This is a genomic window from Actinacidiphila oryziradicis, from assembly GCF_005047355.1.
Classification (GTDB): Bacteria; Actinomycetota; Actinomycetes; order Streptomycetales; family Streptomycetaceae; genus Actinacidiphila; species Actinacidiphila oryziradicis.
Window position 1 is genome coordinate 242,691 of record NZ_SUMC01000004.1, and the last position, 13,906, is coordinate 256,596.

Below are 13,906 nucleotides of genomic sequence, written 5' to 3' on the forward strand. Positions count from 1 at the left end.
TCTCCGCAGCAGCAGTCCAGGAGATTCCGCAACCGTGGCATCCACGAACGACCTCAAGAACGGCCTCGTGCTCAAGCTCGACTCGGGCCAGCTCTGGTCCGTAGTCGAGTTCCAGCACGTCAAGCCTGGCAAGGGCCCCGCATTCGTGCGCACCAAGCTCAAGAACGTCCTGTCCGGCAAGGTGGTCGACAAGACCTTCAACGCCGGTGTGAAGGTCGAGACGGCCAATGTCGACAAGCGGGGCATGCAGTTCTCCTACAAGGACGGTGAGTCCTTCGTCTTCATGGACACCGAGACCTACGACCAGATCTACATCACCCCGGAGGTCGTCGGCGACAACGCCAGGTTCCTCTTGGAGGGCTTCGACGCCGTAGTGGCGATGTACGAGGGTTCCCCGCTCTACGTCGAGCTCCCGGCCTCCGTCGAGCTGGTCATCGAGTACACCGAGCCGGGTGTCCAGGGTGACCGCTCCACCGGCGGCAGCAAGCCCGCGAAGCTGGAGACCGGATACGAGATCGGCGTCCCGCTCTTCATCACCACCGGTGAGAAGATCAAGGTCGACACCCGCTCGGGTGAGTACCTCGGCCGGGTGAACAGCTAACCGTGGCTGCCCGGAACAAGGCCCGTAAGCGCGCATTCCAGATCCTCTTCGAGGCGGAGCAGCGGGGTGTCGACCCGAAGACCGCCATGGCGGACTGGATCCGGCTCGCCCGGACCGATGACCGGCAGCCGCCGGTCACCGAGTACACCATGCGGCTCGTCGAGGGATACGCCGCCCACGCGCCGCGTATTGACGAGCTCCTCAGCACCTACTCGGTCGGCTGGACGCTTGACCGGATGCCGGTCGTCGACCGCAATGTGCTGCGGCTCGGCGCCTACGAGCTGATCTGGGAGGACGACGTCCCCGACGCGGTCGTCCTCGACGAGGCCGTCCAGCTCGCCAAGGAGTTCTCCACCGCGGAGTCCCCGGCCTTCGTCAACGGCCTGCTGGCCCGCTTGAAGGACCTGAAGCCGACGCTCCATCGCGACTGAGCACTGCCGGTCGCAGCACCCCGGGCCCGGAACGCCATGCGTTCCGGGCCCGCGTCGCGCGCTGCCGTCGGCGCAGCGCAAAACGCAAAACCCGCCCCGTGGACGGCACCCTCAAGGGCACAGCCCACCGGGGCGGGACGTTTCTGCGCTGCCGAGGGGTCAGCCCTCTTCGTGCTGTACCGCGCGTCGTGCGTCCGAGTCGAGGACGCCCCAGCCGATCAGCTGTTCGGTCAGGACGGACGGCGACTGGTCGTAGATGACAGCGAGGGTACGCAGATCGTCCTGACGGATTGACAGCACCTTGCCGTTGTAGTCGCCACGCTGGCTCTGGATGGTGGCGGCGTACCGCTGCAGCGGGCCGGCCTTGTCGGACGGCACCTGGGAGAGGCGCTCGAGGTCGAGCACCAGCTTCGGCGGCGGCTCGGCGGCACCACCGGGGGCGGAGCCGGGCAGTAGCTCTTGCACCGGGACGCCGTAGAACTCGGCGAGCTCGGCGAGGCGCTGGACGGTCACGGCACGGTCGCCGCGCTCGTAAGAGCCGACAACCACGGCCTTCCAGCGGCCCTGGGACTTTTCCTCGACGCCGTGGAGGGAGAGTCCCTGCTGTGTGCGGATGGCTCGGAGCTTGGCTCCGAGCTGTTTGGCGTAATCGCTGGACATAAGGCTCCCCGGACGGAAACTCGGTAACTCACTGTGAGGTTACTCAGCGTAATTCGACTGCGTCAAGCCGAATGGTCCACGCCGACCTCCAGGAGGGTAGGGAACGCCCGATTTCGAACGTTATGTGTACTCCGTGGATGGCTGTGCGAGGGCCTGCCGACGTGCCTGCTACGGTTGCAGCGTAACCCTGGCGTCCTTTAAGGCCCGTCCCGTGAGGCGGGGAAGGAGGTCCATTTCCAATGGCCGAAAACCGTATCGCTCCGCCGACACCACCGCGCCCCGTCCTGGAGGCCCCGGACATCGCGCGGGTCCTGACCCGCATCGCCCACGAGATCGTCGAGCGTGCCAAGGGCGCGGACGACGTGGTGCTGCTCGGCATCCCGACCCGTGGCGTCTTCCTCGCCCGGCGGCTGGCCGACAAGCTTGCCGAGATCACCGGACGCAAGGTGCTAGTCGGCTCCCTCGACATCACCATGTACCGCGATGACCTGCGGCTCCGTCCTGCGCGAGCGCTGGCCCGCACCGACATCCCGGGTGACGGCATCGACGGCCGCCTCGTCGTCCTCGTCGACGACGTGCTCTTCTCCGGCCGCACCATCCGCGCCGCCCTCGACGCTCTGGGCGACATCGGCCGCCCGCGGGCGGTACAGCTCGCGGTGCTCGTCGACCGCGGCCACCGCGAGCTGCCGATCCGGGCCGACTACGTCGGCAAGAACATCCCCACGTCGCTGCGCGAGAGCGTCAAGGTCCATCTCACCGAGGAGGACGGCCGCGACACCGTGCTCCTCGGGCAGCAGGACCCGGCGCAGCACGACGGCTCCCCGGCGGACGAATAGCGCTCCAGGGCCCGCTCCAGGGCCCCTCTATGCCCTCCGCCGCCCCCCGTACCGCCACCGGAGTGAACCCGATGAAGCGCCACCTCATCTCGGCCGCCGACCTCACCCGCGACGACGCCCTGCTCGTCCTGGATACCGCCGAGGAACTCGCCCGCCTCGCCGACCGCCCCATCAAGAAGCTGCCCACCCTGCGCGGCCGCACCGTCGTCAACCTCTTCTTCGAGGACTCGACCCGCACCCGCATCTCCTTCGAGGCCGCCGCCAAGCGCCTCTCCGCCGACGTCATCAACTTCTCCGCCAAGGGCTCCTCGGTGTCCAAGGGCGAATCGCTGAAGGACACCGCGCTCACCCTGGAGGCCATGGGCGCCGACGCCGTCGTCATCCGCCACCACTCCTCCGGCGCCCCGCACCGCCTCGCCACCTCCGGCTGGATCGGCGGCTCGGTCGTCAATGCCGGTGACGGCACCCACGAGCACCCCACCCAGGCGCTGCTCGACGCCTTCACCATGCGCCGCCACCTGTCCGGCCCCGGCCGGGACCTGGCCGGGCGGCGCGTCACCATCGTCGGCGACGTCCTGCACAGCCGGGTCGCCCGCTCCAACGTCCACCTGCTGGGCACGCTCGGGGCCCAGGTCACGCTGGTCGCTCCGCCGACCCTGCTGCCCGTAGGCGTCGAGACCTGGCCCTGCGAGGTGTCCTACGACCTCGACGGGGTGCTCGCGAAGTCCGACGCCGTGATGATGCTCCGGGTGCAGAGCGAGCGCATGAACGCCGCCTTCTTCCCCACCGAGCGCGAGTACTCGCGTCGCTACGGCCTCGACGGCACCCGGATGGCGGCGATGCCCGAACACGCCATAGTGATGCACCCCGGCCCGATGAACCGAGGCATGGAGATCACCGCCGAGGTCGCGGACTCCCCCCGCTGCACCGTCGTCGAGCAGGTGGCCAACGGCGTCAGCATCCGGATGTCCGTGCTGTATCTGCTGCTCGGCGGCTCCGAGTCGGCCATTTCGGCCGTCCGCCCGGAGGAGGGCCGTTGAGCCGCGAACCCGGATCTCCCCCGCCGCGGGGAGGGGGCTTCTCACTCGGCCGTCGTGGCGACCTCATGACGGCCAAGCCCTGACCGGCACCCAACGAAGCATCACAGATCGTAGCGAAGTGGATGCACTCCGCACAATCAAGCCAGGGATCACACACCCCTGCCGGCTGAAGCCGGCAGGGCCCTGGGAAGGAGTATCGATGGGCAAGATCCTTATCCGGGGAGCGAAGCCGCTCGGCGGCGAGCCGCAGGATGTGCTGATCGACGGCGAGACCATCGCCGCCGTGGGCAGCGGCCTGGAGGCCGGCGACGCCACCGTCGTCGAGGCCGAGGGGCAGATCCTCCTGCCCGGCCTGGTCGACCTCCACACCCACCTCCGCGAGCCCGGCCGCGAGGATTCCGAGACCGTCCTGACCGGTACTCGTGCCGCGGCCGTCGGTGGCTACACAGCCGTGCACGCCATGGCGAACACCTTCCCGGTCGCCGACACCGCCGGTGTCGTGGAGCAGGTATGGCGGCTGGGCAAAGAGCACGGCTACTGCGACGTCCAGCCGGTCGGCGCTGTCACTGTCGGCCTGGAGGGCAAGAAGCTCGCCGAACTCGGCGCCATGGCCGACTCGGCGGCGGCCGTGCGGGTCTTCTCCGATGACGGCAAATGTGTCGATGATGCCGTGATCATGCGCCGCGCGCTGGAGTACGTGAAGGCGTTCGGCGGAGTCGTCGCCCAGCACGCCCAAGAACCACGCCTCACCGAGGGCGCCCAGATGAACGAGGGTGCCGTCTCCGGCGAGCTGGGTCTCACCGGCTGGCCGTCCGTCGCAGAAGAGTCGGTCATCGCCCGCGATGTGATGCTCGCCGCTCACGTCGGCTCCCGCGTGCACATCTGCCACCTCAGCACCGCGGGCTCGGTCGAGATCGTCCGCTGGGCCAAGTCCAAGGGCTGGGACGTGACCGCCGAGGTCACCCCGCACCACCTGCTTCTCACCGACGAGCTGGTACGTACGTACAACCCGGTCTACAAGGTCAATCCGCCGCTGCGCACCGGGGCCGATGTCATGGCGCTCCGTGAGGCACTGGCGGACGGCACGATCGACTGCGTGGCCACCGACCACGCCCCGCACCCGCGCGAGGACAAGGACTGCGAGTGGGCAGCGGCCGCCATGGGCATGGTCGGGCTGGAGACCGCGCTGTCGGTCGTCCAGCACACCATGGTCGACACCGGCCTCCTCGACTGGGCGGGAGTCGCGGACCGCATGTCGCTGCGCCCGGCGGTCATCGGCCGGCTCGCCGGACACGGCCGTCCTGTCTCAGCGGGTGAGCCCGCCAACCTCACGCTGGTCGATCCCGCATACCGTGGAGTGGTGAATCCCGCCGCCTTCGCCTCGCGCAGCCGCAACACCCCGTACGAGGGGCGTGAGCTGCCGGGCCGGGTGAACGCCACCTTCCTGCGGGGCAAGGCCACGGTCCTGGACGGAAAGCTCACGTGACACCGACACCCATGACACCTCTGACCGTCCTCGCCGTCGAGAAGCACTCCCAGCAGGTCACCGACTGGTCGGGCCGCATCGGCTGGATCGTCGGCCTGCTGCTCTTCGTCGTCCTCGTCTACTGGCTCATGTGCGAGGGCTGGAAGTGGCGTGGCACGCTCCAGAGCGACCTCCCCGCCCTCCCCGCCGCCCCCGAGCGGCCCGGGGAGCCCCAGCTGACGCTGAAAGGCCGCTACCACGGCAGCACCACCGCCGGACAGTGGCTGGACCGGATCGTCGCCCACGGCCTCGGCGTACGCAGCCTTGCCCAGCTCACCCTCACCGAGCAGGGGCTCCAGGTCGAGCGGACCGGAGCAGCGAGCTTCTACGTCCCGGCCGCCGCACTGCGCGGCGCCCGCCTCGACAAGGGCATCGCGGGCAAGGTCCTCACCGAGGGCGGCCTGCTGGTGATCACCTGGGCGCACGGCGACAAGCTGATCGACTCCGGCTTCCGCTCCGAGCACGCCGCCGAGCACGACGCCTGGGTCCAGGCCGTCAACACCCTTACGCACGACGAGGAAGGCGCAGCATGACCACCTCCGCCCTGGGGACCGCGAAGATCCCCGCCGTACTCGTCCTGGAGGACGGCCGCACTTTCCGTGGCCGTGCCTACGGGGCGGTGGGGGAAACGTTCGGCGAGGCGGTGTTCTCCACCGGTATGACCGGCTACCAGGAGACGCTCACCGACCCCTCGTACCACCGCCAGGTGGTCGTCATGACCGCCCCGCACATCGGCAACACCGGCGTCAACGACGAGGACGCGGAGTCGTCCCGCATCTGGGTGGCCGGCTTTGTCGTCCGCGACCCCGCCCGCGTCCCGTCCAACTGGCGCTCCCGGCGCTCGCTGGACGCGGAACTGATCACGCAGGGCGTCGTCGGCATCAGCGGTATCGACACGCGTGCCCTCACCCGTCATCTGCGCGAGCGCGGCGCCATGCGGGTCGGCATCTTCTCCGGTGCCGCCGTCGCGGACGCGGACACGCTCCTCGCGAAGGTGCAGGCCAGCCCTCAGATGAAGGGCGCGGACCTGTCCGCCGAGGTCGCCACCACCGAGACGTACGTCGTCCCCGCGATCGGAGAGAAGAAGTTCACCGTCGCCGCCATAGACCTCGGCATCAAGGGCATGACCCCGCAGCGGATGGCCGAGCGCGGCATCGAGGTGCACGTCCTGCCCGCGACCGCGAGCCTGGAGGATGTGTACGCGGTACAGCCCGACGGCGTGTTCCTCTCCAACGGCCCCGGCGACCCGGCCACCGTCGACCTCACCGTCATCAAGGGCGTCCTGGACCGCAAGACCCCGCTGTTCGGCATCTGCTTCGGCAACCAGATCCTGGGCCGCGCGCTCGGCTTCGGCACCTACAAGCTCAAGTACGGCCACCGCGGCATCAACCAGCCCGTGCAGGACCGTGCCACCCGCAAGGTCGAGGTCACCGCCCACAACCACGGCTTCGCGGTCGACGCCCCGCTCGACCGGGTCTCCGACACGCCGTACGGCCGGGCCGAGGTCTCCCACGTATGCCTCAACGACAAGGTGGTCGAAGGCCTCCGGCTGCTCGACCAGCCCGCGTTCAGCGTTCAGTACCACCCCGAAGCGGCAGCGGGCCCGCACGACGCGGCATACCTGTTCGACCGTTTCGTCGAGCTCATGCGAGACGAGCAGAACAAGCACAGCACCCAGCTCATGGAGGGCCAGCGTGCCTAAGCGCACCGATATCCAGTCCGTCCTGGTCATCGGCTCGGGCCCGATCGTCATCGGTCAGGCCGCCGAGTTCGACTACTCCGGCACCCAGGCCTGCCGCGTCCTGAAGTCCGAGGGCCTTCGGGTCATCCTTGTCAACTCCAACCCGGCCACGATCATGACGGACCCGGAGATCGCCGACGCCACCTACGTCGAGCCGATCACTCCGGAGTACGTAGAGAAGATCATCGCCAAGGAGCGCCCCGACGCCCTTCTGCCGACCCTCGGCGGCCAGACCGCCCTCAACACCGCGATCTCCCTCCACGAGGCCGGTGTCCTCGACAAGTACGGCGTCGAGCTGATCGGCGCCAATGTCGAGGCGATCCACAAGGGCGAGGACCGGCAGCTGTTCAAGGGCGTCGTCGAGGCCGTCAAGGCCAAGATCGGCCATGGCGAGTCGGCCCGCTCGGTCATCTGCCACTCCATGGATGACGTCCTCGCCGGAGTGGACACCCTCGGCGGCTACCCCGTCGTCGTCCGCCCCTCCTTCACCATGGGCGGCGCCGGCTCCGGCTTCGCCCACGACGAGGAGGAGCTGCGCCGTATCGCCGGCCAGGGCCTCACGCTCTCCCCGACGACCGAGGTGCTCCTGGAGGAGTCCATCCTCGGCTGGAAGGAGTACGAACTGGAGCTGATGCGCGACAAGCACGACAACGTCGTGGTTGTCTGCTCCATCGAGAACTTCGACCCCATGGGCGTGCACACCGGTGACTCCATCACCGTCGCCCCGGCCATGACGCTGACCGACCGCGAGTACCAGCGGCTGCGTGACATCGGCATCGCGATCATCCGCGAGGTCGGCGTGGACACCGGCGGCTGCAACATTCAGTTCGCGATCGACCCCGAGGACGGCCGGGTCATCGTCATCGAGATGAATCCGCGCGTCTCGCGCTCCTCGGCGCTCGCCTCCAAGGCCACCGGCTTTCCGATCGCCAAGATCGCCGCCCGGCTCGCCGTCGGCTACACCCTCGACGAAATCCCCAACGACATCACCGAGAAGACCCCGGCGTCCTTCGAGCCCACCCTCGACTACGTCGTGGTCAAGGTGCCGCGTTTCGCCTTCGAGAAGTTCCCCGCAGCCGACGCCACCCTCACCACCACCATGAAGTCGGTCGGCGAGGCCATGGCCATCGGCCGCAACTTCCCCGAGGCCCTGCAGAAGGCGCTGCGCTCGCTGGAGAAGAGGGGCAGCCAGTTCGCCTTCACCGGCGAGCCGGGCGAGAAGAAAGAACTGCTCGTCAAGGCGGGCGTGCCGACCGACGGCCGGATCAACACCGTCATGGACGCGATCCGCGCCGGCGCCACCCCGGAGGAGGTCTTCGACGCCACGAAGATCGACCCCTGGTTCATCGACCAGCTCTTCCTGATCAAGGAGATCGCCGACGAGCTCGCCGCCGCCGACCGGCTCGACCCCGAGCTGCTCGCCGGCGCCAAGCGCTATGGCTTCTCCGACGCCCAGATCGGCGGTATCCGGGGCCTGCGCGAGGACGTCGTCCGCGAGGTCCGGCACGCGCTCGGCGTGCGCCCGGTCTACAAGACCGTCGACACCTGCGCCGCCGAGTTCGCCGCCAACACCCCGTACTTCTACTCCTCCTACGACGAGGAGAGCGAGGTCGCGCCGCGAGAGAAACCCGCGGTCATCATCCTCGGCTCCGGGCCCAACCGCATCGGACAGGGCATCGAGTTCGACTACTCCTGCGTCCACGCCTCCTTCGCGCTGCACGACGCCGGGTACGAGACCGTGATGGTCAACTGCAACCCCGAGACCGTCTCCACCGACTACGACACCTCCGACCGGCTCTACTTCGAGCCGCTCACCCTGGAGGACGTCCTGGAGATCGTCCACGCCGAGACCCAGGCCGGTCCTGTCGCGGGCGTCATCGTCCAGCTCGGCGGCCAGACCCCGCTCGGCCTCGCCCAGGCCCTCAAGGACAACGGCGTCCCCGTTGTCGGCACCTCACCCGAGGCCATCCACCTCGCCGAGGACCGCGGCGCCTTCGGCCGGGTCCTCGCGGAGGCCGGCCTCCCGGCGCCCAAGCACGGCACCGCGACCTCCTTCCCCGCTGCCAAGGCCATCGCCGACGAGATCGGCTACCCCGTCCTCGTACGCCCGTCGTACGTCCTCGGCGGACGCGGGATGGAGATCGTCTACGAAGAGGCCCGGCTCGCCACCTACATCGCCGAATCCACCGAGATCAGCGCCGACCGCCCGGTGCTGGTCGACCGTTTCCTCGACGACGCCATCGAGATCGACGTGGACGCCCTCTATGACGGCCACGAGCTCTACCTCGGCGGCGTCATGGAGCACATCGAGGAAGCCGGCATCCACTCCGGCGACTCCGCCTGCGCCCTGCCCCCCATCACCCTCGGCGGCCACGACGTCAAGCGGCTGCGCGCCTCCACCGAAGCCATCGCCCGCGGGGTCGGGGTCCAGGGCCTGATCAACATCCAGTTCGCGCTCGCCGGGGACATCCTCTACGTCCTCGAAGCGAACCCCCGCGCCTCCCGCACGGTGCCCTTCACCTCCAAGGCCACCGCGGTACCCCTCGCCAAGGCCGCCGCCCGCATCTCCCTCGGCGCCACCATCGCCGAGCTGCGCGCCGAAGGCCTGCTCCCGAAAACGGGCGACGGCGGCACTCTCCCGCTCGACGCGCCGATCTCCGTCAAGGAGGCCGTCCTGCCCTGGAGCCGCTTCCGGGACGCCTCCGGGCGCGGCGTCGACACCATCCTCGGCCCGGAGATGCGCTCCACCGGCGAGGTCATGGGCATCGACACCGTCTTCGGCACCGCCTACGCCAAGTCCCAGGCCGCCGCCTACGGCGCCCTCCCCACCAAGGGCCGCGCCTTCATCTCGGTCGCCAACCGCGACAAGCGCGCCCTGATCTTCCCGGCGCGCGCCCTGGCGGCGTACGGCTTCGAACTGCTCGCCACCTCCGGGACCGCGGAGGTCCTCAAGCGCAACGGCATCGAGGCCACCGTGATCCGCAAACTGAGCGAGGGCACCGGCCCGGGCGGCGAGCCGACCGTCGTCCAGCTCATCCACGACGGCGGAATAGACCTCATCGTCAACACCCCGTTCGGCACCGGAGGCCGCCTCGACGGCTACGAGATCCGCACCGCCGCCGTCGCCCGCGGCGTCCCGTGCCTCACCACCGTCCAGGCGCTCGCCGCCGCGGTCCAGGGCATCGACGCCCTCAACCGCGGCGACATCGGAGTCCGCTCCCTCCAGGAGCACGCGCAGCAACTGACCGACGCCCGCGAGGCATAGGGCCTGCCCGGTTGTGCCCACCCGTTTCGCAGGGCGGAACGGGTGGGCACAACCGGGCCACCGGCCCGCACGTAAAACGGGGTCTGGGGCGCAGCCCCCCACGCGGCGCCAGCCGCATATCAGACGCAGCCGGGAAGGGGCGGGGAGGGAAAAGCGCCGCAGGCACCCCCGCCCCGCCGGACCGGCCCAGGGCCCAGAGCAGAAAGAGCCCGAATGTACTCCCTCCTCTTCAAGCTGATCCTCACCCGCCTAGACCCCGAGCGGGCCCACCACCTCGCCTTCGCCTGGATCCGCCGCGCCGCCCGCACCCGCGTCCTGCGCACCTTCCTCACCGCGGCTTTCGCTCCCCGGTCCAGGTACGAGGCGCTGCGCACCGAGGCGTTCGGCAGGACCATGCACGGCCCCTTCGGGCTCGCGGCCGGCTTCGACAAGAACGCCATCGGCATCGACGGGCTGACGATGATGGGCTTCGACCATGTCGAGATCGGCACCGTCACCGCCGAGCCGCAGCCCGGCAACCCGCAGCCGCGGCTCTTCCGCCTCGTCAAGGACCGCGCCCTGGTCAACCGGATGGGCTTCAACAACGAGGGCTCGGCGGCCGTCGCCGCGCGCCTCGCGGCCCGTGACGCGGCCCTGGGCAAGAAGCGCAGCCGGACGACCGTCGGCGTCAACATCGGCAAGACCAAGCTCACGCCCGAGTCCGAGGCCGTCGCCGACTACGTCACCTCCACCGAACGGCTCGCCGCCCACGCCGACTACCTCGTCGTCAACGTCTCCTCGCCCAACACGGCCGGGCTCCGCGACCTCCAGGCCGTCGGACATCTGCGCCCGCTGCTCACCGCCGTACGCGAGGCCGCCGACCGTGCGGTCACCGACCGGCGGGTGCCGCTGCTCGTCAAGATCGCCCCGGACCTCGCCGACGAGGACATCGACGCCGTCGCCGACCTCGCCGTCGAGCTCGGCCTGGACGGCATCATCGCCACCAACACCACCATTTCCCGCGACGGCCTCAGCACCGACAGCGCCACCGTCGAGGCCATCGGCGCCGGAGGCCTGTCCGGCGCGCCCCTCAAAGCCCGATCCCTGGCGGTGCTGCGCAGGCTGTACGCCCGCGTGGGGGACCGGATCACACTGGTCGGTGCCGGCGGCGTCGAGACCGCCGGCGACGTCTGGGAGCGCATCCTGGCTGGCGCCACCCTGGTCCAGGGGTACAGCGCCTTCATCTACCAGGGCCCCTTCTGGTGCTCCGCGATCCACCGCGGCCTGGCGGAGCGGCTCAAGGACAGCCCTTACGACACCCTCGCCGAGGCCGTCGGCGCCGGCACCCGGAAGGCAGCCACCCGATGACAATCCTGGAACCCTTCGGCGCGCGCCTGCGCCACGCCATGGACACCCGGGGCCCGCTCTGTGTCGGCATCGACCCGCACGCCGCGCTGCTCACCTCTTGGGGCCTGGGCGACGACATCGCGGGTCTGGAGCGCTTCAGCCGCACCGTTGTGGAGGCCCTCGCCGACCGGGTGGCCGTTCTCAAGCCGCAGAGCGCCTTCTTCGAGCGCTTCGGCTCGCGCGGCATCGCGGTGCTGGAGCAGGCCGTCGCGGACGCCCGCGCCGCCGGGACGCTCGTCCTGATGGATGCCAAGCGCGGCGACATCGGCTCCACCATGGCCGCGTACGCGTCCGCCTTCCTCGACAAGGACTCGCCGCTCTTCTCGGACGCGGTCACCGTCAGCCCGTACCTGGGTTTCGGATCCCTGCGCCCGGCCCTGGACGCCGCCCGGATCAGCGGAGGCGGAGTCTTCGTCCTCGCGCTGACCTCCAATCCGGAAGGCGCTGAGGTCCAGCGGTCAATCGCGGCGAACGGAAGATCACTCGCCCAGGTGATCCTCGACCACATCGCCGACGAGAACGAGGGCGCCGAGCCGCTCGGCTCCGTCGGTGCTGTCGTCGGCGCGACCCTCGACGAGGCCGGTGTCGATCTCGGCATCAACGGCCCGCTGCTCGCTCCCGGCATCGGAGCGCAGGGCGCGACCGCCGCCGACTTGCGGAGGGTCTTCGGCAGCGCCGTAGCCGATGTCGTGCCCAGCGTGAGCCGGGGCGTGCTGAAGCACGGCCCGTCGGTGGCCGCGCTGCGCGCTGCCGCTGCCCGTGCGGCCGGGGAGCTGGCCGCGGTCATCGGCTGAGTCCGGAATTCGCCTGCTTCGCAGGTGCGGGGGTGCTCCGGCGAACGTCAGCGTCCTGCCGGAGAGTCAGCTGTTGACCTCGCTCGGGCGGGTGATTTGACCGAAAAGTCCTGATCAGCTGAGGCTGACCAGGACTTTTCTTCTTGTTTGCGCTGACTGCGGGCGTTCCGCCCGCTAGTCTCCGTCGGGAGCGCGCAAAATGAAAGGCGTTGCGCGTTGCCCCGCAGGTGAGGGGCCGCTAGGTTCCTCACCGGTCCGAATCCAATCGTTCTAACCCTGAGGTGAACGGCGTGGCACTTCCGCCCCTTACTCCTGAACAGCGCGCTGCCGCGCTCGAAAAGGCCGCCGCGGCTCGCCGGGAGCGCGCCGAGGTCAAGAACCGGCTCAAGCACTCCGGCGCGTCGCTGCATGACGTGATCAAGTCGGGCCAGGAGAACGACGTCATCGGCAAAATGAAGGTTTCGGCGCTCCTCGAGTCGCTCCCGGGCGTGGGAAAGGTCCGCGCCAAGCAGATCATGGAGCGTCTCGGTATCTCGGAGTCCCGTCGTGTACGCGGCCTCGGCTCCAACCAGATCGCTTCGCTTGAGCGTGAGTTCGGCAGCCCGGCCGCTTGACGGTCCCCAGCACTTCCGGGAACCGGGGATAATCGCTCCATGAGTACTGCAGTTTCCCGGGGGACGACCCCCGTCCCTCCGGGACATCCGCGGCTGACCGTGCTCTCCGGCCCCTCAGGGGTCGGCAAGAGCACGGTCGTCGCCCATATGCGCAAGGTCCACCCCGAGGTCTGGCTCTCGGTGTCGGCCACCACCCGTAAGCCGCGTCCCGGTGAGAAGCCCGGAGTGCAGTACTACTTCGTGGACGACGACGAGTTCGACAAGCTCGTCGCCAACGGAGAGCTGTTGGAATGGGCCGAGTTCGCGGGCAACCGCTACGGCACGCCACGGGGTGCCGTACTGGAAAAGCTCGCCGCGGGCGAGTCGGTGCTGCTCGAAATCGATCTGCAGGGCGCCCGGCTGGTCCGGGAGTCGATGCCCGAGGCCCAGCTGATCTTCCTGGCCCCGCCGAGCTGGGAGGAGCTGGTCCGCCGGCTCACCGGGCGCGGTACTGAATCGCCCGAGGTGATCAAGGAGCGGCTGGCGGCGGCGCGAGTGGAGCTGGCGGCGGAATCGGAGTTCGACGTGACCCTTGTCAACACCTCCGTCGAGGATGTAGCGCGCGAGCTGCTAACCTTCATGAACGTAGCCTGATCGCATTCTGATCAGTTCCACTCTTATCGGAAGGCAGAGCGTGTCCTCTTCCATGACCCAGCCCGAGGGCATCATCAATCCGCCGATCGATGAGCTGCTTGAGGCCACCGATTCCAAGTACAGCCTGGTGATCTACGCGGCCAAGCGTGCACGTCAGATCAACGCTTACTACTCCCAGCTCGGTGAAGGCCTGCTGGAGTACGTCGGCCCGCTCGTCGACACCCACGTCCACGAGAAGCCGCTGTCGATCGCACTGCGCGAGATCAACGCGGGCCTGCTGACCTCCGAGGCCGTCGAGGCGGCCCAGTAGCGGCACCCGGTATCTGTCACCACGGGCCTGGCGGCACAGCCGCCAGGCCCGTGGTGTGTGATGGAGCCAG

Annotated in this window: 14 protein-coding genes; 13 read left to right on the forward strand and 1 reads right to left on the reverse strand. The window is 69.3% G+C overall.

Translation table 11 applies throughout. The features are described 5' to 3' along the window. Positions 1 to 34 precede the first annotated feature (34 nt). Both efp and nusB read left to right on the forward strand, forming a co-directional pair. On the forward strand, positions 35 to 601 hold the full coding sequence (efp, locus tag FCI23_RS06740) for an elongation factor P (protein ID WP_136722516.1): 567 nt from the start codon (positions 35 to 37) through the stop codon (positions 599 to 601). A gap of 2 nt (positions 602 to 603) precedes the next feature. After that, on the forward strand, positions 604 to 1,032 hold the full coding sequence (gene nusB / locus FCI23_RS06745) for a transcription antitermination factor NusB (RefSeq protein WP_136722517.1): 429 nt from the start codon (positions 604 to 606) through the stop codon (positions 1,030 to 1,032). Between the two features lie 159 nt (positions 1,033 to 1,191). On the opposite strand, the gene bldD is transcribed toward nusB, so the two are convergent. Next, complete coding sequence (gene bldD, locus FCI23_RS06750; RefSeq protein ID WP_136722518.1) at positions 1,192 to 1,692, reverse strand: transcriptional regulator BldD; 501 nt, start codon at positions 1,690 to 1,692, stop codon at positions 1,192 to 1,194. Between the two features lie 239 nt (positions 1,693 to 1,931). Here bldD and pyrR point away from each other — a divergent pair, with 239 nt between their 5' ends. The 11 genes from pyrR (at position 1,932) to rpoZ (ending at position 13,836) form a co-directional block, all read left to right on the forward strand. Next, positions 1,932 to 2,528: a bifunctional pyr operon transcriptional regulator/uracil phosphoribosyltransferase PyrR gene (gene pyrR, locus FCI23_RS06755; RefSeq protein ID WP_136722519.1), complete on the forward strand. Its 597-nt coding sequence runs from the start codon at positions 1,932 to 1,934 to the stop codon at positions 2,526 to 2,528. Positions 2,529 to 2,599: 71 nt separating this feature from the next. Further along, positions 2,600 to 3,568 (forward strand): aspartate carbamoyltransferase catalytic subunit, encoded by a 969-nt coding sequence (locus FCI23_RS06760; RefSeq protein ID WP_136722587.1) that lies wholly within the window; start codon positions 2,600 to 2,602, stop codon positions 3,566 to 3,568. Between the two features lie 199 nt (positions 3,569 to 3,767). After that, on the forward strand, positions 3,768 to 5,054 hold the full coding sequence (locus FCI23_RS06765) for a dihydroorotase (RefSeq protein WP_136722520.1): 1,287 nt from the start codon (positions 3,768 to 3,770) through the stop codon (positions 5,052 to 5,054). 11 nt (positions 5,055 to 5,065) lie between these two features. After that, positions 5,066 to 5,626, forward strand: coding sequence for a PH-like domain-containing protein (locus FCI23_RS06770; protein WP_136722521.1), 561 nt, complete (start codon positions 5,066 to 5,068; stop codon positions 5,624 to 5,626). Beyond that, positions 5,623 to 6,795, forward strand: coding sequence for a glutamine-hydrolyzing carbamoyl-phosphate synthase small subunit (carA, locus tag FCI23_RS06775; RefSeq protein ID WP_136722522.1), 1,173 nt, complete (start codon positions 5,623 to 5,625; stop codon positions 6,793 to 6,795). Before FCI23_RS06770 ends, carA begins: the two co-directional genes overlap by 4 nt. Continuing rightward, the gene (carB, locus tag FCI23_RS06780; RefSeq protein WP_136722523.1) at positions 6,788 to 10,099 is read left to right on the forward strand and encodes a carbamoyl-phosphate synthase large subunit; all 3,312 of its coding nucleotides are present in this window, start codon (positions 6,788 to 6,790) and stop codon (positions 10,097 to 10,099) included. The genes carA and carB overlap by 8 nt, the downstream gene beginning before the upstream one ends. Positions 10,100 to 10,312: 213 nt before the next feature. Next, complete coding sequence (locus FCI23_RS06785; RefSeq protein ID WP_136722524.1) at positions 10,313 to 11,446, forward strand: quinone-dependent dihydroorotate dehydrogenase; 1,134 nt, start codon at positions 10,313 to 10,315, stop codon at positions 11,444 to 11,446. Then, a complete protein-coding gene (gene pyrF / locus FCI23_RS06790) occupies positions 11,443 to 12,279 on the forward strand; it encodes an orotidine-5'-phosphate decarboxylase (RefSeq protein WP_136722525.1) in 837 nt (278 codons plus the stop codon). The genes FCI23_RS06785 and pyrF overlap by 4 nt, the downstream gene beginning before the upstream one ends. Before the next feature lie 290 nt (positions 12,280 to 12,569). Continuing rightward, positions 12,570 to 12,893, forward strand: coding sequence for an integration host factor (locus tag FCI23_RS06795; RefSeq protein ID WP_136722526.1), 324 nt, complete (start codon positions 12,570 to 12,572; stop codon positions 12,891 to 12,893). A 39-nt stretch (positions 12,894 to 12,932) separates the two neighbouring features. Beyond that, entirely contained in the window at positions 12,933 to 13,526 is a 594-nt protein-coding gene (gene gmk, locus FCI23_RS06800; protein WP_136722527.1) for a guanylate kinase, read from the forward strand. Between the two features lie 40 nt (positions 13,527 to 13,566). After that, on the forward strand, positions 13,567 to 13,836 hold the full coding sequence (rpoZ, locus tag FCI23_RS06805; RefSeq protein ID WP_136722528.1) for a DNA-directed RNA polymerase subunit omega: 270 nt from the start codon (positions 13,567 to 13,569) through the stop codon (positions 13,834 to 13,836). Positions 13,837 to 13,906 lie beyond the last annotated feature (70 nt).

Bases quoted from the DNA above. Each gene is read 5' to 3' on its own strand.
- bldD (WP_136722518.1), bottom strand. From the start codon at position 1,692: ATGTCCAGCGATTACGCCAAACAGCTCGGAGCCAAGCTCCGAGCCATC.
- pyrR (WP_136722519.1), top strand. From the start codon at position 1,932: ATGGCCGAAAACCGTATCGCTCCGCCGACACCACCGCGCCCCGTCCTG.
- FCI23_RS06760 (WP_136722587.1), top strand. From the start codon at position 2,600: ATGAAGCGCCACCTCATCTCGGCCGCCGACCTCACCCGCGACGACGCC.
- FCI23_RS06765 (WP_136722520.1), top strand. From the start codon at position 3,768: ATGGGCAAGATCCTTATCCGGGGAGCGAAGCCGCTCGGCGGCGAGCCG.
- FCI23_RS06770 (WP_136722521.1), top strand. From the start codon at position 5,066: ATGACACCTCTGACCGTCCTCGCCGTCGAGAAGCACTCCCAGCAGGTC.
- carA (WP_136722522.1), top strand. From the start codon at position 5,623: ATGACCACCTCCGCCCTGGGGACCGCGAAGATCCCCGCCGTACTCGTC.
- FCI23_RS06785 (WP_136722524.1), top strand. From the start codon at position 10,313: ATGTACTCCCTCCTCTTCAAGCTGATCCTCACCCGCCTAGACCCCGAG.
- pyrF (WP_136722525.1), top strand. From the start codon at position 11,443: ATGACAATCCTGGAACCCTTCGGCGCGCGCCTGCGCCACGCCATGGAC.
- gmk (WP_136722527.1), top strand. From the start codon at position 12,933: ATGAGTACTGCAGTTTCCCGGGGGACGACCCCCGTCCCTCCGGGACAT.